The following is a 19,235-nucleotide window of genomic DNA, read 5'->3' on the forward strand; positions in this document are numbered from 1 at the left end:
AGGGCATTGTGATGACGGAAAAAAGAGAAAAGCTATTATCCCGTAACGCCGCACACTTGCGCGCTATAAACAACCAAACTACCAGTTGTTAGCTTGTTACTTATGATTCTAGTCGGACTGTTCCTTCGCGGTTGAGGGCGAAGGTCAGGGATTCATTCATAATGAGACGGAGGGGAGAGACTCAGGCCGAAATATAGCAAAGTATGGCGTTTGTTTTCGTTAGTTGTTGCAAAGTTTGCACACCCATGCATATAGTAGTGCAAGACTTGACCTAAACGCCTCATGCCGATATACTCGCGGGTTCTCGATTCTAAGTTTTACTGGTTTCGACGTTCTTTAGTGTGCTTACGCCTGCTGTGGTGCGTTTCTCCTTTATTGCCAAATCGAACTGCGCGGGTTTTTCGTGCAAGTATCTGTCCAATCCCGGACAACCGATTTCGGGATTGTTGTTATTAACGTCGTAATTTTGTTGGATAAAAAACGATGCCAACCATCAATCAATTGATTCGCCAGCCACGCGTATCTGCTGTTGTAAAAAGCAAATCGCCGGCGCTGGAAAATAGCCCGCAAAAACGCGGAGTATGTACCCGTGTTTATACGACAACTCCAAAGAAGCCAAACTCGGCTCTGCGTAAAGTTGCCAAGGTACGCTTGACCAACGGTTTCGAAGTTATTTCGTACATCGGCGGTGAAGGCCATAACCTGCAAGAGCATAGCGTCGTGTTGTTACGCGGCGGCCGTGTAAAAGATTTGCCGGGTGTGCGTTACCACATGGTTCGCGGTGCATTGGATACTCAAGGCGTCAAGGATCGTAAGCAATCGCGTTCGAAGTACGGTACCAAGCGCGCTAAAGCTACAAAGAAATAATTTCGTCAGGCTTAGGCCGGATGAAACAGGTGTCGGTCCCCAATGGGCCGAGTAAGTGGTTAGCTATGATGGCTGTCCGCGAGGGTGCAGGAGCAAAGCTCTACACACTCAACTGAAGATTGAAAGGAATCGAAATGCCACGTCGTCGTGAAGTTCCCAAGCGGGACATATTGCCGGATCCTAAGTTCGGTAACATTGATGTTGCGAAATTCGTCAACGTCTTGATGCTTTCCGGTAAAAAATCGGTAGCTGAAAATATTATTTACGGTGCTTTTGAGCACATTCAAACTAAATCCGGCAAAGATCCGCTGGAAGTGTTTGCATTGGCTATTGGTAACTGCAAGCCGCTGGTTGAAGTTAAATCGCGTCGCGTTGGTGGTGCAAACTACCAGGTGCCAGTAGAAGTTCGTCCTATTCGCCGTATGGCTTTGTCGATGCGTTGGTTGCGTGAAGCAGCTAACAAGCGCAGCGAAAAATCGATGCCACAACGCCTCGGCGGTGAGTTGCTCGAAGCTGCTGAAGGTCGCGGCGGCGCAATGAAAAAGCGCGATGAAGTACACCGTATGGCAGAAGCGAACAAGGCGTTTTCGCACTTCCGCTTCTAATAGACTGGATAGCTGTTTCCCGAGATGGAAACAGTTATTCGCATCTGAAATTTGCTCGAGCCGAGCGCATATTTTCATTGAAAAATAGCGCTCGGTTTCGTGCATTAAAAGACTTAGGAATAAATCATGGCTCGCAAGACCCCCATTGAGCGCTATCGCAACATCGGTATTTCCGCTCACATTGATGCTGGTAAGACAACAACCACTGAACGTGTGTTGTTCTACACCGGTGTGAACCACAAAATTGGTGAAGTGCATGATGGCGCGGCCACCATGGACTGGATGGAACAAGAGCAAGAGCGCGGTATCACTATTACTTCCGCTGCTACCACCTGTTTCTGGAAAGGTATGGCGGGTAACTTCCCTCCGCACCACATCAACATCATTGATACTCCGGGTCACGTTGACTTCACAATTGAAGTTGAGCGTTCGATGCGCGTATTGGATGGCGCTTGTATGGTGTACTGCGCAGTTGGTGGCGTTCAGCCGCAATCTGAAACAGTATGGCGTCAAGCTAACAAGTACAAAGTTCCACGTTTGGCATTTGTCAATAAAATGGATCGTACTGGTGCTAACTTCTTCAAAGTTTACGAACAAATGCGTGCGCGTTTGAAAGCGAACCCAATTCCTATGCAAGTACCTATCGGTGCCGAGGAAAATTTTGAAGGCGTCATCGATCTGGTAAAAATGCAAGCGATTTACTGGGATGATTCAACTCAGGGTATGAAGTTTGACTACCGTGATATCCCTGAAAATCTGATGGCCGAAGCCAAAAAATGGCGTGAGAACATGGTCGAAGCGGCTGCTGAAGCATCAGAAGAACTGATGAACAAGTACCTCGACGAAGGTGATTTGACAGAAGAAGAAATCAAAGCGGCGATTCGCCAGCGTACTATCGCTAGTGAAATCGTTCCAATGATGTGCGGTACAGCCTTTAAAAACAAGGGTGTGCAGGCAATGTTGGATGGCGTGATTGAATACTTGCCATCGCCAGTCGATATTCCACCTGTTCCAGGTATGGATGAGGACAATGAGCCAGTAGTGCGTAAAGCAGAAGATACTGAGAAATTCTCAGCATTGGCATTCAAAATTGCAACAGATCCGTTTGTTGGCCAATTGTGCTTTATCCGTTGCTATTCAGGCACTTTGAATTCGGGCGACACAGTTTATAACTCTGTTAAAGAGAAAAAAGAACGTATCGGCCGTATCGTTCAGATGCACGCAAATCAACGCGAAGAAATTAAAGAAATGTTGGCGGGTGATATCGCAGCGGTCGTTGGTCTGAAAGATACAACTACCGGCGATACATTGTGCGACGACAAAGCAATTGTTGTGCTCGAGCGCATGATCTTCCCTGAGCCAGTTATTTCGCAAGCAGTTGAGCCAAAGACTAAGCAAGATCAGGAAAAAATGGGTCTGGCTCTGAATCGCCTGGCCGCTGAAGATCCATCGTTCCGCGTACGTACCGACGAAGAATCGGGTCAAACCATCATCGCCGGTATGGGCGAGTTGCATCTGGATATTATTGTCGATCGTATGCGTCGTGAATTTAACGTCGAAGCGACCGTTGGTAAGCCACAAGTTGCGTATCGTGAAACGATCCGCAAGACTTGCGAAGAAATTGAAGGCAAGTTCGTTAAGCAATCTGGTGGTCGTGGTCAATATGGTCACGTGGTTCTGAAGATCGAGCCACAAGCGCCAGGTAAGGGCTTTGAGTTCGTCGACGCTATTAAAGGCGGTACTGTTCCGCGCGAATACATTCCTGCAGTTGAAAAGGGTGTTCGTGAAACATTGACTTCAGGTGTATTGGCCGGCTATCCAGTTGTTGACGTTAAAGTCACACTGTTCTTCGGTTCGTACCATGACGTTGACTCCAACGAAAACGCCTTCCGCATGGCCGCTTCAATGGCATTCAAAGACGGCTGCCGTAAAGCTAGCCCGGTCATTCTGGAGCCAATGATGGCCGTTGAAGTTGAGACGCCAGAGGACTACGCCGGTACAGTAATGGGCGATTTGTCTTCACGTCGCGGTATGGTGCAAGGTATGGATGAGATTGCTGGCGGTGGCGGCAAAATTATCAAAGCCGAAGTACCATTGTCAGAAATGTTTGGTTACTCGACTTCGTTGCGTTCGGCCACTCAAGGCCGTGCAACTTATTCGATGGAATTCAAGCATTACTCCGAAGCGCCGAAGAACATCATCGACGCAATCGTGACATCGAAGACTAAGTAATTAATAAGTAAGACACGGCATTTTGCCCGCCTCGGAAGGGGTAGGCATTTGCCTGAAAAATTTCAGTATTTCATTGAATAATCGCTCTTTTGAAGGAAGAATAAAATGGCAAAAAGTAAATTCGAACGGACCAAGCCGCACGTTAACGTCGGTACGATTGGCCACGTTGATCATGGTAAAACTACACTGACTGCGGCGATTTCTAAAGTGCTGACCAAGAAATTCGGCGGCGACATGCGCGATTTCAGCACGATTGACTCTGCCCCGGAAGAGCGTGCACGCGGTATTACTATTAATACTTCGCACGTAGAATACGAAACAGCGAATCGCCATTACGCGCACGTTGACTGCCCAGGCCATGCTGATTATGTTAAAAACATGATTACTGGTGCTGCTCAGATGGACGGTGCGATTCTGGTTTGTTCTGCTGCTGATGGTCCAATGCCGCAAACGCGTGAGCACATCCTGTTGGCGCGTCAAGTTGGTGTGCCATACGTCATTGTGTTTCTGAATAAAGTAGACATGGTTGACGACGCTGAGTTGCTCGAGCTGGTTGAAATGGAAGTGCGTGAGTTATTGAGCAAGTACGATTTCCCAGGCGACGATCTGCCAATCATCCAGGGTTCAGCGAAGCTGGCGCTGGAAGGCGACACAGGTCCGTTGGGCGAAGAAGCGATCATGAAACTGGCCGATGCGTTGGATAGCTACATTCCAACCCCGGAGCGCGCAGTTGACGGTGCTTTCTTGCTGCCAGTGGAAGACGTATTCTCGATCTCCGGTCGCGGTACTGTTGTGACTGGTCGTATTGAGCGTGGTATTGTGAAAGTTGGCGAAGAGCTGGAAATCATCGGCATCCGCGACACACAAAAAACGACCTGTACTGGTGTTGAAATGTTCCGTAAGTTGCTAGACCAAGGTCAAGCTGGCGATAACGTCGGTGTGTTGTTGCGCGGTACCAAGCGTGAAGACGTTGAGCGTGGTCAAGTCTTGGCCAAGCCAGGTTCGATCAAGCCACACAAGCATTTCACTGGCGAGATCTATGTGTTGTCGAAAGATGAAGGCGGCCGTCATACACCGTTCTTCAACAACTATCGTCCACAGTTCTATTTCCGTACCACGGACGTCACTGGTTCGATCGCTTTGCCAGAAGGCAAAGAAATGGTCATGCCGGGCGATAACGTGTCGATCACTGTGATGTTGATCAACCCAATCGCGATGGAAGAAGGCTTGCGCTTCGCTATTCGTGAAGGTGGTCGTACAGTTGGCGCGGGTGTTGTTGCCAAGATCCTGCCAGATCCACAATAAGTTGGTGTACCTGTTCGGAGCGCTTTAGGCCGGACAGGTTGTTAAATATACCTTGGATGGCTATTCATTCAAGGGTCGTTCTTTAAAGGAAAATCATGTCTGCTCCAAATCAAAAAATCCGGATTCGTCTGAAAGCATTTGACTATCGTTTGATCGATCAGTCGGCACAAGAAATCGTCGATACAGCAAAGCGCACTGGTGCAGTCGTTAAGGGTCCGGTACCTTTGCCAACACGTATTCAGCGTTTTGACGTTTTGCGTTCGCCGCACGTTAATAAGACTTCACGCGATCAATTCGAAATCCGTACGCACCAACGTTTGATGGACATCGTTGATCCTACAGACAAAACTGTTGATGCATTGATGAAACTGGACTTGCCAGCTGGCGTTGATGTAGAAATCAAACTGCAGTAATTTCTGATTTACAACAGTTGCGTTGCAACTGTTGTAAAAAAGATTTAACGGGATATATTCTGCACATACCATGATCAACTTGGTGTTGCAAATTAAATTTATCCCGGATATACTAGTCGGCTTCGGTGTGGTCGTGGATTCCACAATCACACGTATTTAGTAGTACAACATCAGCCCCGCCCAATCGTAGGCGGGAATGGAGAAAACAATGAGCCTAGGCCTTGTTGGTCGCAAGGTTGGTATGATGCGCATCTTTACGGATGATGGGGAATCAATTCCTGTTACCGTTGTAGACGTATCGAACAACCGTGTGACTCAAATCAAAACGCCTGAAACAGACGGTTATACCGCTGTTCAAGTAGCATTCGGTCAGCGTCGCGCTTCACGCGTGAATAAAGCTGCAGCCGGTCACTATGCCAAAGCTGGCGTAGAAGCTGGTACCATCCTAAGAGAATTCCGTATCGATTCTGCTAAAGCATCTGAATTGACTGCCGGCGACGTTATCGCTGCTAGTTTGTTCGAAGCTGGTCAAAAGGTCGATGTGCAGGGTACTTCAATCGGTAAGGGTTACGCTGGTGTTATCAAGCGTTACAACTTCTCATCCGGTCGTGCTACCCACGGTAACTCCCGTTCACACAATGTTCCAGGTTCCATCGGTATGGCGCAGGATCCAGGTCGCGTTTTCCCTGGTAAGCGTATGACCGGTCACATGGGTGACGTTACTGTAACTACGCAAAACCTTGAAATCGCACGTGTTGACGCTGAGCGCCAGCTACTGATGGTTAAGGGCGCAGTTCCAGGTGCAAAGAACGGTCAAGTTGTCGTGATGCCTGCTGTTAAAGTCAAAGCAAAGAAGGGAGCCTAATTCATGGAACTCAAGCTCCTGAATGACCAAGGACAAGCTGCTTCAAATGTTGCCGCTCCGGATACTATATTCGGTCGTGACTACAATGAGGCGCTAATTCACCAAGTCGTCGTCGCTTATCAGGCTAACGCTCGCAGCGGTAACCGTAAGCAAAAAGATCGTGAAGAAGTTCATCACACAACCAAAAAGCCTTGGCGTCAAAAAGGTACGGGCCGCGCTCGTGCTGGTATGTCGTCATCACCTTTGTGGCGTGGCGGTGGTCGTATTTTCCCGAACTCGCCTGACGAAAATTTCACGCATAAAGTTAACAAGAAGATGTATCGCGCAGGTATCTGCTCGATTCTGTCTCAGTTAGCACGCGAAGGTCGTTTGTCGGTTGTCGAGAATTTCTCAGTAGAAGCACCAAAGACTAAGCTGTTGTCACAAAAGCTAAAAGATATGGGTCTGGATTCCGTGTTGATCATTACTGACAACCTGGAAGAAAACCTGTTATTAGCGGCGCGTAACCTGCCAGGCGTACTGGTATGTGAGCCACGTCATGCTGATCCAGTTTCTCTGGTGTTCTACAAGAAGATCTTGATCACCAAGTTGGCATTGGCCAAGATTGAGGAGATGCTGGCATGAACGCATTAAAACATAGCGAAGAGCGCTTGATGAAAGTGCTGTTAGCGCCAGTTATTTCCGAGAAGGCAACGTTTGTTGCGGAAAAAAACGAGCAAGTCGTTTTCCGTATCGCACCAGACGCTACCAAATTGGAAGTTAAGGCTGCTGTCGAATTGCTCTTCAAAGTGCAGGTTGAGTCGGTGCAAGTCGCCAACCGCATTGGTAAGCAAAAGCGCTCCGGTAAATCCAACGGCCGACGTAATCATACTCGTCGCGCATTTGTATGTTTGAAGCCGGGTCAAGAGATCAACTTCACCGAGGAGGCTAAATAATGGCACTCGTTAAAGTTAAACCGACCTCGCCGGGTCGCCGTGGAATGGTTAAGGTCGTTAATCCCGACCTGTACAAAGGCCGTCCATTTGCCGCCCTGATCGAAAAGAAATCGAAAACTGCGGGTCGTAACAACAACGGTCACATCACTACTCGTCATATCGGTGGTGGTCATAAGCAACACTATCGCGTTATTGACTTTAAACGTAACAAAGATGGTATTCCAGCGAAAGTGGAGCGTATCGAATACGATCCAAACCGCACAGCGAATATCGCTTTGTTATGCTATGCAGATGGTGAGCGTCATTACATCATTGCAACTAAAGGCATGGCAGTAGGCGATCAAGTGATGAATGGTTCGCAAGCGACGATTAAGTCTGGTAACTGCCTTCCAATCCGCAATATTCCGGTTGGTACCATCATGCATTGCGTCGAAATGCTTCCAGGTAAAGGCGCTCAAATGGCGCGTACTGCTGGTGCTGGCGTTGTGTTGATGGCTCGCGAAGGAATCTACGCTCAGGTTCGCCTGCGTTCCGGCGAAGTCCGTCGTGTGCACGTCGAATGTCGTGCAACGGTCGGCGAAGTCGGCAATGCGGAACATAGTCTGCGCAAGATTGGTAAAGCGGGTGCGATGCGTTGGCGTGGTGTTCGTCCTACCGTTCGCGGTGTGGTTATGAATCCGGTCGATCATCCTCACGGTGGTGGTGAAGGTAAAACCGCAGCTGGTCGTCATCCAGTTTCGCCATGGGGTCAACAGACAAAAGGGAAGAAGACACGCCGTAACAAGCGTACTACTTCAATGATTGTCTCGCGCCGTGGCAAGAAATAAGGGGTAACACATGACACGTTCATTGAAAAAAGGGCCGTTCTGCGACGCCCACCTGGTGAAAAAGGTCGAGGCTGCTCAGGCAATCAAAGACAAAAAGCCAATTAAGACTTGGTCGCGTCGGTCAACCATCATGCCGGACTTTATCGGTTTGACGATTGCTGTGCATAACGGCAAACAACACGTCCCGGTTTATGTTTCCGAAAATATGGTCGGTCACAAACTCGGCGAATTCGCTTTGACTCGTACGTTCAAGGGTCATGCCGCCGATAAAAAGGCTAAGAGATAAGGTCCGATGATGGAAACTAAAGCTACCCTCCGCGGTGTGCGTCTGTCGGCCCAAAAGGGCCGTCTGGTCGCCGATCTGATTCGCGGCAAAAAAGTTGATCAAGCTCTTCATATTCTGACGTTTAGTCCGAAGAAGGGTGCAGCTATCATTAAGCGTGTTCTGGAGTCCGCAATTGCGAACGCCGAGCACAATGATGGTGCTGATATCGACGAACTGAAAATCACGACGATCTATGTCGAAAAAGGTTCGGTCCTTAAGCGCTTCACAGCGCGTGCAAAGGGCCGTGGTGATCGTATCTCGAAGCAATCCTGTCACATTTACGTGACTGTCGGAAACTAAGGAGTCACGATGGGACAGAAGATTCATCCAACCGGTTTTCGACTTGCAGTAACGCGTAACTGGAGCTCACGTTGGTATGCTGGCAATAGTAATTTTGCCACTATGCTAAATGAAGATCTGAAAGTTCGCGCTTACCTCAAGAAAAAACTGAAGAACGCCTCCGTTGGCCGTGTTGTTATTGAGCGTCCTGCAAAGAACGCCCGTATTACAATTTACAGCTCACGTCCTGGTGTTGTTATCGGTAAAAAAGGCGAGGACATCGAAGTATTGAAGTCAGCGTTGACTAAATTGATGGGTGTACCGGTTCACGTTAATATCGAAGAAATTCGTAAGCCTGAAACTGATGCACAATTGATTGCTGATTCGATTGCTCAGCAGCTCGAAAAGCGTATTATGTTCCGGCGTGCGATGAAACGCGCAATGCAGAATGCAATGCGTTTGGGCGCGCAAGGGATCAAAATCATGTCAGCCGGTCGTCTGAATGGTATCGAAATTGCTCGTACTGAATGGTATCGCGAAGGCCGTGTGCCACTGCACACTCTGCGCGCTGACATTGACTACGGTTTCGGCGAAGCTGAAACTACGTACGGCATTATCGGTATCAAAGTCTGGGTTTACAAAGGCGATCGTTTGCCTAACGGTGAAACACCGGTAGTCGACATCCCTAATGACGATGACAAAAAGCGTCGTGGTCCACGTCGTGACGATGGTAAGCCGTCTAGCCGTCCACGCCCTAAAACTACAACGGCAGCAGGACCAGGTGCAGCAGTTGCGCGCCCAGCCCGTGCCAAAAAGCCGGATGGCGCTGCTGAAGGTGCTGTTGTTGCACCGGCTGAGAAAGCAGGAGAATAATCATGCTGCAACCAGCACGCAGAAAATTTCGTAAAGAGCAAAAAGGCCGCAACAAAGGCATTTCTCATTCGCGCGGCACTGCTGTGTCGTTCGGTGAGTTTGGTCTGAAAGCGGTTGGCCGTGGTCGTATTACGGCACGTCAGATCGAAGCTGCACGTCGCGCAATGACACGTCATATCAAACGGGGTGGTCGGATCTGGATTCGTATTTTCCCAGACAAGCCAATTTCCCAAAAACCTGCCGAAGTCCGAATGGGTAACGGTAAGGGAAATCCTGAGTACTACGTGGCTGAAATTCAGCCAGGTAAAATGCTTTACGAGATGGATGGCGTCGATGAAACACTCGCGCGTGAGGCATTCCGTTTGGCTGCAGCTAAATTGCCGCTATTGACCACGTTCGTCGTGCGTCAAATCGGCCAATAATTGGAGTGAATCATGAAAGCATCTGAACTCCGCGACAAAGATCAAGCGGCATTGGCGAAAGAGCTGAAAGAGTTGCTGAAGGCGCAGTTTAGCCTTCGTATGCAAATCGGTACTCAGCAATTGAACAATACGTCGCAATTGAAGAAAGTTCGTCGCGATATCGCACGGGTAAAGACCGTCATCAATCTGAAGGGCGCCCAGTAATGAACGATCAAGTGAAACAACCGCTGAAGCGCACGCTGGTTGGTAAGGTCGTATCCGATAAAATGGATAAGACAGTTACCGTCCTAATCGAACGCCACGTAAAGCATCCTCTGTATGGCAAAATCATCGTACGTACTAACAAGTACCACGCGCATGACGAAGCCAATCAGGCCAAGGAAGGCGACGTAGTTGAGATCCAGGAAGGCCGCCCTATCTCCAAGACTAAAGCCTGGAGTGTGACGCGTGTTGTACAGGTTGGACAAGTTTTATAAGTATTTGTTGCGAGCCAAGCATTTTGATGTAATAATGCTTGGCTTCGCTCTTGTTGGTTCCCGATGAGAGCGAAATGAATACTCTGCAGTTGAAAGTTAGAATTAGCAAGAAGTTTTGGAAGTCGTCCACCTAAGCAGTACATCCATCAGGATGTTTCTGACAGGACCAAGACTGACCGTAAATCCGCATAGTGCGGCCGCGAGTTAAGTTGGGAAAGAAAATATTATGATTCAAACGGAAAGCCGGCTCGAAGTAGCCGACAACACTGGTGCGCGCGAAGTTATGTGCATCAAGGTTCTGGGTGGTTCCAAGCGTCGTTACGCTAGCATCGGCGATGTTATCAAGGTAACTGTCAAAGTTGCTGCGCCGCGTGGTCGTGTTAAAAAGGGCGAGATCTACAACGCCGTGGTTGTTCGCACTGCTAAAGGTGTGCGCCGCCCCGATGGTTCGTTGGTCAAGTTCGATGGTAACGCAGCTGTGTTGCTGAACGCAAAGCTGGAGCCAATTGGTACGCGTATTTTTGGACCAGTCACTCGTGAATTGCGCACAGAGCGCTTCATGAAGATTGTTTCACTCGCGCCTGAAGTGCTGTAAGGAGTCGAGATGGATAAGATTCGGAAAAGTGACGAGATAATCGTCCTGACTGGTAAAGACAAGGGCAAGCGCGGAGTTGTAAAGCAACGCGTTGATGCTAACTTCGTTATCGTTGATGGTATTAACATCGCTAAAAAAGCGACTAAGCCAAATCCGATGACGGGTGAAACTGGTGGCATCGTTGATAAGCTGATGCCAATTCATGTGTCAAATGTTGCGTTGTTCAACGCAGCAACTGGCAAGGCAGATCGCGTTGGTTTTAAAGACGTGGACGGTAAAAAAGTTCGCGTCTTCAAGTCCAGCGGCGAAGTTGTTAAGGTTTAAGAGATCATGGCCCGTCTCCAAGAGTTCTATAAAAATAAGATCGTTGCTGATCTGGTAGCGAAATACGCTTACAAATCGGCAATGGAAGTTCCGCGTATTCTAAAGATCACCCTGAACATGGGTTTATCTGAAGCCATTGCGGATAAGAAAATCATTGAGCACGCTGTTGGCGATTTGACCAAGATTGCAGGTCAAAAGCCAGTTGTGACCAAGGCGCGTAAAGCGATTGCGGGTTTTAAAATCCGTGAAGGCTACCCAATTGGTTGCATGGTTACGCTTCGTGGCGCTCATATGTACGAGTTTTTGGATCGCCTGGTCACTGTCGCGCTACCGCGCGTTCGTGACTTCCGTGGTGTGTCCGGTCGTGCATTTGACGGTCGTGGAAACTACAATATCGGTGTGAAAGAGCAGATCATTTTCCCCGAAATTGAATACGACAAGATTGACGTATTGCGTGGTCTGAATATTAGTATTACGACGACTGCTAAGACCGACGATGAAGCAAAATCGCTTCTCGCCGCATTTAAATTTCCGTTCAGAAACTGAGGTTGCCATGGCAAAACTGGCACTGATTAACCGTGAACAAAAGCGTGCTGACCTGGTAAAGAAATTTGCTGGTAAGCGTGCCGAGTTAAAGGCAATCATTGATGACCAATCGAAGTCGGAAGAAGAGCGCTACGAAGCTCGCTTGAAATTGCAAGCGCTGCCACGTAACTCGAATCCGACTCGTCAACGTAATCGTTGCGCCTTGACTGGTCGTCCACGTGGCACTTTCCGCAAGTTCGGTCTGGGCCGTATTAAGCTCCGTGAAATCGCCATGCGTGGTGAGATTCCGGGCATGACTAAAGCTAGCTGGTAATAGGAGAATATGCAATGAGTATGAGCGATCCTATCGCCGATATGCTGACCCGTATCCGCAATGCGCAAGTAGTACAAAAGACCGCCGTGGCAATGCCATCGTCGAAGGTCAAAGTTGCGATTGCTAACGTCCTTAAGGACGAGGGTTACATCGAAGATTTTGCTGTTGCCGAAGCAGGTGGCAAAGCAGAACTGAAAATCGGTTTAAAGTATTACGCTGGCCGTCCAGTTATCGAGCGCATTGAGCGCGTATCCCGTCCAGGGTTGCGCGTCTACAAGGGCAAAGATGACATTCCAAATGTGATGAACGGCTTGGGTGTTGCAATTATTTCGACACCACAAGGTGTCATGACGGACCGCAAAGCGCGCGCAACCGGTGTCGGTGGCGAAGTTATTTGCTACGTCGCCTAAGGAGCCCAACATGTCACGTGTAGGTAAAATGCCGATTGCACTGCCAGCTGGCGCGGAAGCGACCATCTCTGCAGAGCAGATCGTAGTAAAAGGCCCGTTGGGCACTTTGTCCCAGTCCTTAACAGGTCTGGTGACTATCGAAAACAACAACGGTACGCTTAATTTCGCAGCTGCGAATGACAGTCGCGAAGCCAATGCGATGTCCGGAACACTACGTGCTCTGGTCAACAATATGGTTACCGGCGTTACTAAGGGTTTCGAAAAGAAGCTGAACTTGGTAGGTGTTGGTTTTCGTGCGCAAGCGCAAGGCGATAAGTTGAATTTGTCGCTCGGTTTTTCGCATCCTGTTGCTCACCAAATGCCAGAAGGCGTAAAGTGTGAAACTCCGACGCAAACCGAGATCCTCATCAAGGGTATCGATAAGCAACGTGTTGGTCAGGTTGCTGCTGAAGTTCGTGCTTACCGCAAACCTGAGCCTTATAAAGGCAAGGGCGTTCGTTACTCGGACGAAGTGGTAATCCTTAAAGAAACCAAGAAGAAGTAATAGGGGTTGACGATGGATAAGAAACAATCACGTCTGCGCCGCTCACGCCAAACGCGTGCCAAGATCGCAGAGTTAAAGGTGACTCGCCTAGCAGTGCATCGTACTAACTTGCACATCTACGCCAGCATCATTGGCCCTGACGCAAAAGTGTTGGCTTCGGCCTCGACACTGGAAGCCGAAGTTCGCCAAGAGTTGGCAGGCCAATCTGGCAAGGGCGGAAACACTTCTGCTGCATCGCTGGTTGGTAAGCGTGTCGCTGAGAAGGCATTGAAAGCCGGAGTTACCGAAGTTGCGTTTGATCGCTCCGGTTTCCGTTACCATGGCCGCGTCAAAGTGTTGGCAGATGCCGCACGTGAAGCTGGTCTGAAGTTCTAAGGGAAAATCGTCATGGCAAAAATGCAATCGAAAATGCAAAGCGACAAGCCGGATGATGGCATGCGCGAAAAAATGATTGCGGTCAACCGTGTAACCAAAGTGGTTAAGGGTGGTCGTATCATGGGATTCGCAGCATTGGCTGTTGTTGGTGATGGCGATGGCCGTATTGGCATGGGCAAAGGCAAATCGAAAGAAGTGCCAGTTGCTGTGCAAAAGGCTATGGAAGAAGCCCGTCGCAAGATGATCAAAGTAACGCTGAAAAACGGTACTTTGCAGCATACCCTGACCGGTAAGCATGGCGCCTCATCTGTTTTGATGGCTCCCGCTAAAGAAGGTACTGGTGTTATTGCTGGTGGTCCAATGCGCGCTATTTTTGAAGTGATGGGTGTAACTAACGTTGTGGCTAAATCCAACGGTTCCACTAATCCTTACAACTTGGTTCGGGCTACGTTGAATGGTCTGGCAAAAATGAACACTCCATCGGAAATTGCTGCTAAGCGCGGTAAGTCCGTTGAAGACATTATCAGCTAAGGTGATCAAGATGACAAAGACTCTAAAAGTACAATTGATCAAAGGTTTGATCGGTACGCGTGAAACACATCGTGCGACAGTGCGCGGTTTGGGCTTACGTCGTGTTAATTCGGTTTCCGAATTGCAAGACACACCGTCTGTGCGTGGCATGATCAATAAAGTGTCCTATCTTGTGAAAGTAGTTTCGTAAGCTTAGGCTTACGAACGGAGCAAATTATGGAATTGAATACTATCCAACCAGCAGATGGCGCAAAGCATTACAAGCGTCGCGTAGGTCGCGGTATTGGCTCAGGTATCGGTAAAACTGCCGGTCGTGGTCATAAAGGTCAAAAATCTCGTTCAGGCGGTTTCCATAAAGTCGGTTTTGAAGGCGGTCAGATGCCTTTGCAACGCCGCTTGCCTAAGCGCGGTTTTAAATCAATGGCGACACCGTTCAAAGCAGAAGTTCGCTTGTCGGAACTGGAACAATTGCCTGTTACTGAGATCGATATTTTGGTCTTGAAGCAAGCCGGTGTTATCGGTGAACTGGCACGTGTGGTACGGGTTATCCTGTCTGGCGAGCTGACAAGAAAAGTAAACTTGAAAGGCTTGATCGCCACTAAAGGCGCTAAAGCTGCGATTGAAGCAGTTGGCGGCACTGTTGCTTAATTTGGCTTACTGATTCGGAGCGAAAATTGGCGACTACTCCACAACTTGCGAAAAGTGCTGCTAGCGGTTTCCCTTGGGGCCGTTTGTGGTTCTTGCTTGCAGCATTGGTTGTTTACCGGATTGGCGCACATATTCCTGTGCCGGGCATTGACCCGACACAGTTAGCCCAGTTGTTTAAACAGAACCAGGGCGGTATTCTGGGTATGTTTAACATGTTTTCCGGTGGTGCGTTATCACGCTTTACTGTCTTTGCATTAGGTATCATGCCGTATATTTCGGCATCGATCATTATGCAACTGATGTCGATCGTGTCACCTCAACTCGAGGCCTTGAAAAAGGAAGGCGAGTCGGGGCGACGTAAGATCACGCAATATACACGTTACGGTACGCTACTATTAGCGACTTTTCAGGCTTTAGGTATAGCAGTAGCACTTGAATCACAAGCAGGCTTAGTACTTGACCCAGGTTTAGCTTTTCGTTTCACGACGGTAGTTACTCTGGTGACTGGTACGATGTTTTTGATGTGGTTGGGCGAACAAATTACCGAGCGTGGTCTTGGTAACGGGATCTCGATCATTATCTTTGCGGGTATAGCGGCTGGTTTGCCGAATGCAGTTGGTGGTTTGTTTGAGTTGGTGCGTACTGGTTCGATGGCAGCACTATCAGCGATTTTGATTTGCCTTATTGTTGCGGCGGTCACATTTGTGGTGGTATTTATCGAACGTGGTCAACGCAAGATTCTGGTGAACTATGCCAAACGGCAAGTCGGTAATAAGATTTATGGTGGTCAAAGTAGTCATTTGCCACTGAAGCTAAATATGGCTGGAGTAATTCCTCCTATCTTCGCTTCGTCGATTATCTTGTTTCCGGCAACGATTACCAGCTGGTTCATTTCAGGTGATACTACTAATCCGGTAGTACGTTTTCTGAAAGATCTGGCTGCGTCACTGGCTCCTGGCGAACCGATTCACGCGTTATTGTATGCAGTTGCGATTGTGTTCTTTTGCTTTTTCTATACCGCATTGGTATTTAATAGCAAGGAAACAGCAGATAACCTGAAAAAGAGCGGTGCATTTGTTCCAGGGATTCGTCCGGGTGATCAGACTGCACGGTATATTGACAAGATCTTGATGCGCTTGACGCTTGCAGGTGCGGTTTATATTACACTGGTGTGCTTGTTACCAGAGTTCTTGATTGCGCGCTGGAAAGTACCATTTTATTTCGGTGGTACATCTTTGTTGATTATTGTTGTGGTTACCATGGACTTCATGGCGCAAGTACAAAATTATGTGATGTCGCAGCAATATGAATCGCTGCTTCGTAAAGCAAATTTTAAGGGCGGAATTCCTACGCGTTAAGTTGGATGCAGCGCCCAGAGGAACCAGTAGACCGAATGGCAAAAGACGACGTTATCCAGATGCAAGGCGAGATTCTTGAGAATCTCCCCAATGCTACATTTAGAGTCAAGTTGGAAAACGGACATATCGTTCTCGGTCATATTTCTGGCAAGATGCGAATGAATTATATTCGTATCCTTCCAGGAGATAAGGTGACGGTAGAATTGACTCCTTATGATTTAAGCCGGGCACGGATTGTTTTCCGTACCAAATAAATAGTATTTAGAACCTTAAGCTGAAAGAAAGAGGGCTACCATGAAAGTGCTCGCATCAGTTAAGCGGATTTGCCGCAACTGTAAGATCATTAAGCGCAAAGGCGTTCTACGCGTCATTTGCATAGAACCGCGCCATAAACAGCGTCAAGGTTAACTAACGTTATTGATCGAGGAATAACGAATGGCACGTATTGCAGGGGTAAATATCCCAAACCATCAACACACTGTTATCGGCTTAACCGCCATTTATGGTGTTGGCCGCCCACGTTCGCAGAAAATTTGCGACGCGACGGGTATTTCGACCAGTAAAAAGGTCAAAGATCTAGACGATAGCGAATTAGAAAAGCTGCGCGATGAAATTGCAAAATTCATCGTCGAAGGTGATCTACGTCGCGAACTGTCGATGAACATCAAGCGTCTGATGGATCTGGGTTGCTACCGTGGTATGCGTCACCGTAAGGGTCTACCTTGCCGTGGTCAACGTACCCGTACCAACGCCCGTACCCGTAAGGGGCCGCGTAAAGCCGCTCAATCGCTGAAGAAATAATTAACTTCGCGTTGATTTGTAGTCGGATTCAAGGAAATTATTATGGCAAAGTCCCCCAATAACGCCGCAGCAGCACGTGTGCGTAAAAAAGTTAAAAAGAACGTTGCAGAAGGTATCGCACATATTCACGCGTCCTTTAACAACACCATCATCACGATTACCGATCGTCAAGGTAACGCGTTGTCATGGGCGACATCTGGTGGTGCTGGCTTTAAAGGCTCCCGCAAGTCGACTCCATTTGCAGCGCAGGTAGCAGCTGAAGCCGCCGGTAAAGTAGCAGTTGAATGTGGTGTAAAAAATCTGGAAGTTCGTATCAAGGGCCCTGGTCCTGGTCGCGAATCTGCAGTTCGCGCTTTGAATAACCTGGGTATCAAAATTACCCAAATTCAAGACGTGACACCAGTTCCACACAACGGTTGCCGCCCCCCAAAGCGTCGTCGCATCTAAGCAATTATTGCGCTGTTAGTTTTCGGATTGACAGTTAGCAAGTAACCCGCCAATGACCTTGGCGGGTTTTGTTCTTAAGCCCACCGTCTGTTTGTAGGTAGAACAGACTAGCGTCAGGTAGCGTTAGCCCTTACAGGCTATACAGCCAGGCGTCACTCATCAAAGGAATTAAAGTGGCACGTTATATTGGACCTAAAGCAAAACTATCACGCCGTGAAGGTACGGATCTGTTCCTCAAAAGCGCACGTCGCTCTTTGGATTCGAAGTGCAAACTGGATTCAAAGCCGGGTCAACATGGTCGTACCTCAGGTGCGCGTACTTCGGACTACGGTAACCAATTGCGCGAAAAGCAAAAAGTTAAACGTATGTACGGTATTTTGGAACGTCAATTCCGTCGTTATTTCGCTGAAGCAGACCGTCGCAAGGGTAACACCGGCGAAACGCTGCTGAGATTGCTGGAAGCGCGTCTGGATAACGTTGTTTATCGTATGGGCTTTGGTTCGACTCGTGCTGAAGGCCGTCAATTGGTCTCGCACAAAGCGTTCACAGTCAACGGTAACGTTGTTAACATCGCTTCTTATCAAGTCAAGGCTGGTGACGTTGTTGCTGTTCGTGAAAAATCGAAAAAGCAAGTACGTATAGTTGAGGCGTTGTCGCTTGCAGAGCAAATCGGTATGCCTTCATGGGTATCCGTTGACGCTAAGAAAATGGAAGGTACTTTTAAGTCCATGCCAGATCGCAGCGAAATCGCCGCTGATGTCAACGAATCGTTGATCGTCGAACTGTACTCGCGTTAATTCGTTATTATTTTTGTTGCCCATCCTCGGATGGGCTTTTTTCGTAATGCCATCAGCCTTATCGGTGTAATGAGCCGAGGGTATTGAAAAGGACATTTCATGCAAAACAGTTTGTTGAAGCCCCGTATTATCGAAGTAGAAGCGCTTGGTGCAGGTCACGCTAAAGTTGTGATGGAGCCGTTTGAGCGTGGTTATGGTCACACTTTAGGCAATGCGTTGCGTCGCGTCCTGCTGTCATCGATGGTAGGCTATGCACCGACTGAAGTTACTATCGCTGGTGTTGTGCATGAATATTCATCATTGGATGGCGTGCAAGAAGACGTTGTTGATATTTTGTTGAATTTGAAGGGTGTAGTTTTTAAACTGCACAACCGCGACGAAGTAACACTGACCTTGAAAAAAGGCGGCGAAGGCGCTGTATTGGCTTCCGATATCGATCTGCCGCACGATGTTGAACTGGTTAATCCAGACCACGTTATTGCGCATTTGACCGGTGGCGGTGAGTTGGATATGCAAATCAAGGTCGAAAAAGGCCGTGGTTATGTACCGGGTAATGTTCGTCGTTTGTCGGAAGATTCGAACAAGACGATTGGCCGTATTATTTTGGATGCATCTTTCTCACCAGTTCGCCGCGTGTCATACGCAGTTGAGTCGGCTCGTGTCGAACAACGTACGGATTTGGATAAGCTGGTCATCAACATTGAAACGAATGGTGTAATTACGCCAGAAGAAGCGATTCGTCAGTCAGCACGTGTGCTGGTTGATCAATTGAATGTGTTTGCCGCACTGGAAGGTACTGAAGCAGCTGCTGAAGCACCATCACGCGCACCGCAAGTTGATCCTATCCTGCTGCGTCCGGTCGATGATCTGGAACTGACAGTGCGTTCAGCGAACTGCCTGAAAGCAGAAAATATTTACTATATTGGTGATTTGATACAGCGTAGTGAAAATGAGCTGTTGAAGACACCGAATCTGGGTCGCAAGTCATTGAACGAAATCAAAGAAGTTTTGGCATCTCGTGGTCTGACTCTGGGTATGAAATTAGAGAACTGGCCTCCTGCTGGTCTGGAAAAGTAATTCTGTTGTAATTAATATTTGTTGTTTCAACGCGGGCGGGTTAAA

32 protein-coding genes are annotated in these 19,235 nt (G+C 48.3%); all 32 read left to right on the top strand.

From position 1 onward, the window contains the following. Positions 1–483 precede the first annotated feature (483 nt). The 32 genes from rpsL to QN379_RS05025 all read left to right on the top strand — a co-directional run bounded on the left by rpsL (position 484) and on the right by QN379_RS05025 (position 19,190). Positions 484–867, top strand: a complete 384-nt coding sequence (gene rpsL, locus QN379_RS04870) for a 30S ribosomal protein S12 (RefSeq protein WP_205322873.1) — start codon at positions 484–486, stop codon at positions 865–867. A 134-nt stretch (positions 868–1,001) separates the two neighbouring features. Continuing rightward, positions 1,002–1,472: a 30S ribosomal protein S7 gene (gene rpsG, locus QN379_RS04875; protein ID WP_108441496.1), complete on the top strand. Its 471-nt coding sequence runs from the start codon at positions 1,002–1,004 to the stop codon at positions 1,470–1,472. Positions 1,473–1,598: 126 nt separating this feature from the next. Continuing rightward, positions 1,599–3,704 (top strand): elongation factor G, encoded by a 2,106-nt coding sequence (fusA, locus tag QN379_RS04880; protein ID WP_322233939.1) that lies wholly within the window; start codon positions 1,599–1,601, stop codon positions 3,702–3,704. Positions 3,705–3,809: 105 nt separating this feature from the next. Next, entirely contained in the window at positions 3,810–5,009 is a 1,200-nt protein-coding gene (tuf, locus tag QN379_RS04885) for an elongation factor Tu (protein WP_205322864.1), read from the top strand. Positions 5,010–5,104: 95 nt separating this feature from the next. Further along, positions 5,105–5,422 carry a 30S ribosomal protein S10 gene (gene rpsJ / locus QN379_RS04890; RefSeq protein WP_108441493.1) on the top strand — a complete coding sequence of 106 codons (318 nt, stop codon included), beginning with the start codon at positions 5,105–5,107 and terminating at the stop codon, positions 5,420–5,422. A gap of 196 nt (positions 5,423–5,618) precedes the next feature. Beyond that, complete coding sequence (rplC, locus tag QN379_RS04895) at positions 5,619–6,287, top strand: 50S ribosomal protein L3 (protein ID WP_240162494.1); 669 nt, start codon at positions 5,619–5,621, stop codon at positions 6,285–6,287. 3 nt (positions 6,288–6,290) lie between these two features. Next, a complete protein-coding gene (gene rplD / locus QN379_RS04900) occupies positions 6,291–6,911 on the top strand; it encodes a 50S ribosomal protein L4 (RefSeq protein WP_168054174.1) in 621 nt (206 codons plus the stop codon). Further along, positions 6,908–7,222 carry a 50S ribosomal protein L23 gene (gene rplW / locus QN379_RS04905; RefSeq protein ID WP_168054172.1) on the top strand — a complete coding sequence of 105 codons (315 nt, stop codon included), beginning with the start codon at positions 6,908–6,910 and terminating at the stop codon, positions 7,220–7,222. The genes rplD and rplW overlap by 4 nt, the downstream gene beginning before the upstream one ends. Further along, positions 7,222–8,049, top strand: coding sequence for a 50S ribosomal protein L2 (gene rplB, locus QN379_RS04910; protein ID WP_322233934.1), 828 nt, complete (start codon positions 7,222–7,224; stop codon positions 8,047–8,049). Before rplW ends, rplB begins: the two co-directional genes overlap by 1 nt. Positions 8,050–8,059: 10 nt before the next feature. After that, positions 8,060–8,335 carry a 30S ribosomal protein S19 gene (gene rpsS / locus QN379_RS04915; RefSeq protein WP_108441488.1) on the top strand — a complete coding sequence of 92 codons (276 nt, stop codon included), beginning with the start codon at positions 8,060–8,062 and terminating at the stop codon, positions 8,333–8,335. A gap of 6 nt (positions 8,336–8,341) precedes the next feature. Then, positions 8,342–8,674, top strand: a complete 333-nt coding sequence (rplV, locus tag QN379_RS04920) for a 50S ribosomal protein L22 (RefSeq protein WP_184013448.1) — start codon at positions 8,342–8,344, stop codon at positions 8,672–8,674. 9 nt (positions 8,675–8,683) lie between these two features. Further along, entirely contained in the window at positions 8,684–9,526 is an 843-nt protein-coding gene (gene rpsC / locus QN379_RS04925) for a 30S ribosomal protein S3 (RefSeq protein ID WP_322233932.1), read from the top strand. 2 nt (positions 9,527–9,528) lie between these two features. After that, positions 9,529–9,948 (top strand): 50S ribosomal protein L16, encoded by a 420-nt coding sequence (gene rplP, locus QN379_RS04930; protein WP_168054168.1) that lies wholly within the window; start codon positions 9,529–9,531, stop codon positions 9,946–9,948. A gap of 12 nt (positions 9,949–9,960) precedes the next feature. Further along, complete coding sequence (rpmC, locus tag QN379_RS04935) at positions 9,961–10,152, top strand: 50S ribosomal protein L29 (RefSeq protein WP_205322877.1); 192 nt, start codon at positions 9,961–9,963, stop codon at positions 10,150–10,152. After that, positions 10,152–10,424 carry a 30S ribosomal protein S17 gene (gene rpsQ, locus QN379_RS04940; protein ID WP_168054164.1) on the top strand — a complete coding sequence of 91 codons (273 nt, stop codon included), beginning with the start codon at positions 10,152–10,154 and terminating at the stop codon, positions 10,422–10,424. The genes rpmC and rpsQ overlap by 1 nt, the downstream gene beginning before the upstream one ends. A gap of 226 nt (positions 10,425–10,650) precedes the next feature. Then, entirely contained in the window at positions 10,651–11,019 is a 369-nt protein-coding gene (gene rplN, locus QN379_RS04945) for a 50S ribosomal protein L14 (protein WP_108441483.1), read from the top strand. Positions 11,020–11,028: 9 nt separating this feature from the next. Further along, positions 11,029–11,343, top strand: a complete 315-nt coding sequence (gene rplX / locus QN379_RS04950; RefSeq protein ID WP_205322878.1) for a 50S ribosomal protein L24 — start codon at positions 11,029–11,031, stop codon at positions 11,341–11,343. 6 nt (positions 11,344–11,349) lie between these two features. Beyond that, entirely contained in the window at positions 11,350–11,889 is a 540-nt protein-coding gene (gene rplE / locus QN379_RS04955) for a 50S ribosomal protein L5 (protein WP_205322879.1), read from the top strand. 7 nt (positions 11,890–11,896) lie between these two features. Continuing rightward, a complete protein-coding gene (gene rpsN / locus QN379_RS04960; RefSeq protein WP_108441480.1) occupies positions 11,897–12,202 on the top strand; it encodes a 30S ribosomal protein S14 in 306 nt (101 codons plus the stop codon). A 14-nt stretch (positions 12,203–12,216) separates the two neighbouring features. Then, entirely contained in the window at positions 12,217–12,612 is a 396-nt protein-coding gene (rpsH, locus tag QN379_RS04965; protein WP_205322880.1) for a 30S ribosomal protein S8, read from the top strand. A gap of 10 nt (positions 12,613–12,622) precedes the next feature. Then, entirely contained in the window at positions 12,623–13,156 is a 534-nt protein-coding gene (rplF, locus tag QN379_RS04970) for a 50S ribosomal protein L6 (RefSeq protein WP_205322881.1), read from the top strand. 12 nt (positions 13,157–13,168) lie between these two features. Next, entirely contained in the window at positions 13,169–13,531 is a 363-nt protein-coding gene (gene rplR, locus QN379_RS04975; RefSeq protein ID WP_108441477.1) for a 50S ribosomal protein L18, read from the top strand. Between the two features lie 12 nt (positions 13,532–13,543). After that, positions 13,544–14,062 carry a 30S ribosomal protein S5 gene (gene rpsE, locus QN379_RS04980; RefSeq protein WP_322233924.1) on the top strand — a complete coding sequence of 173 codons (519 nt, stop codon included), beginning with the start codon at positions 13,544–13,546 and terminating at the stop codon, positions 14,060–14,062. 10 nt (positions 14,063–14,072) lie between these two features. Further along, positions 14,073–14,252: a 50S ribosomal protein L30 gene (gene rpmD / locus QN379_RS04985; protein WP_205322882.1), complete on the top strand. Its 180-nt coding sequence runs from the start codon at positions 14,073–14,075 to the stop codon at positions 14,250–14,252. Between the two features lie 26 nt (positions 14,253–14,278). Further along, positions 14,279–14,710 (top strand): 50S ribosomal protein L15, encoded by a 432-nt coding sequence (gene rplO, locus QN379_RS04990; protein WP_168054152.1) that lies wholly within the window; start codon positions 14,279–14,281, stop codon positions 14,708–14,710. A gap of 26 nt (positions 14,711–14,736) precedes the next feature. Further along, entirely contained in the window at positions 14,737–16,068 is a 1,332-nt protein-coding gene (gene secY, locus QN379_RS04995) for a preprotein translocase subunit SecY (protein ID WP_108441473.1), read from the top strand. A 35-nt stretch (positions 16,069–16,103) separates the two neighbouring features. After that, positions 16,104–16,322: a translation initiation factor IF-1 gene (gene infA / locus QN379_RS05000; RefSeq protein ID WP_014004414.1), complete on the top strand. Its 219-nt coding sequence runs from the start codon at positions 16,104–16,106 to the stop codon at positions 16,320–16,322. Positions 16,323–16,362: 40 nt separating this feature from the next. Further along, entirely contained in the window at positions 16,363–16,476 is a 114-nt protein-coding gene (rpmJ, locus tag QN379_RS05005; RefSeq protein WP_168054150.1) for a 50S ribosomal protein L36, read from the top strand. Between the two features lie 27 nt (positions 16,477–16,503). Further along, positions 16,504–16,869 (top strand): 30S ribosomal protein S13, encoded by a 366-nt coding sequence (gene rpsM, locus QN379_RS05010; RefSeq protein WP_108441471.1) that lies wholly within the window; start codon positions 16,504–16,506, stop codon positions 16,867–16,869. Positions 16,870–16,911: 42 nt separating this feature from the next. Beyond that, positions 16,912–17,316 (top strand): 30S ribosomal protein S11, encoded by a 405-nt coding sequence (rpsK, locus tag QN379_RS05015; protein WP_014004417.1) that lies wholly within the window; start codon positions 16,912–16,914, stop codon positions 17,314–17,316. Positions 17,317–17,489: 173 nt separating this feature from the next. After that, entirely contained in the window at positions 17,490–18,113 is a 624-nt protein-coding gene (gene rpsD / locus QN379_RS05020; RefSeq protein WP_108441470.1) for a 30S ribosomal protein S4, read from the top strand. 99 nt (positions 18,114–18,212) lie between these two features. Then, the gene (locus tag QN379_RS05025) at positions 18,213–19,190 is read left to right on the top strand and encodes a DNA-directed RNA polymerase subunit alpha (protein ID WP_205322884.1); all 978 of its coding nucleotides are present in this window, start codon (positions 18,213–18,215) and stop codon (positions 19,188–19,190) included. The last annotated feature ends 45 nt before the right edge of the window (positions 19,191–19,235 follow it).

This window comes from Glaciimonas sp. Gout2, assembly GCF_035018905.1.
Taxonomy (GTDB): Bacteria; Pseudomonadota; Gammaproteobacteria; order Burkholderiales; family Burkholderiaceae_D; genus Glaciimonas.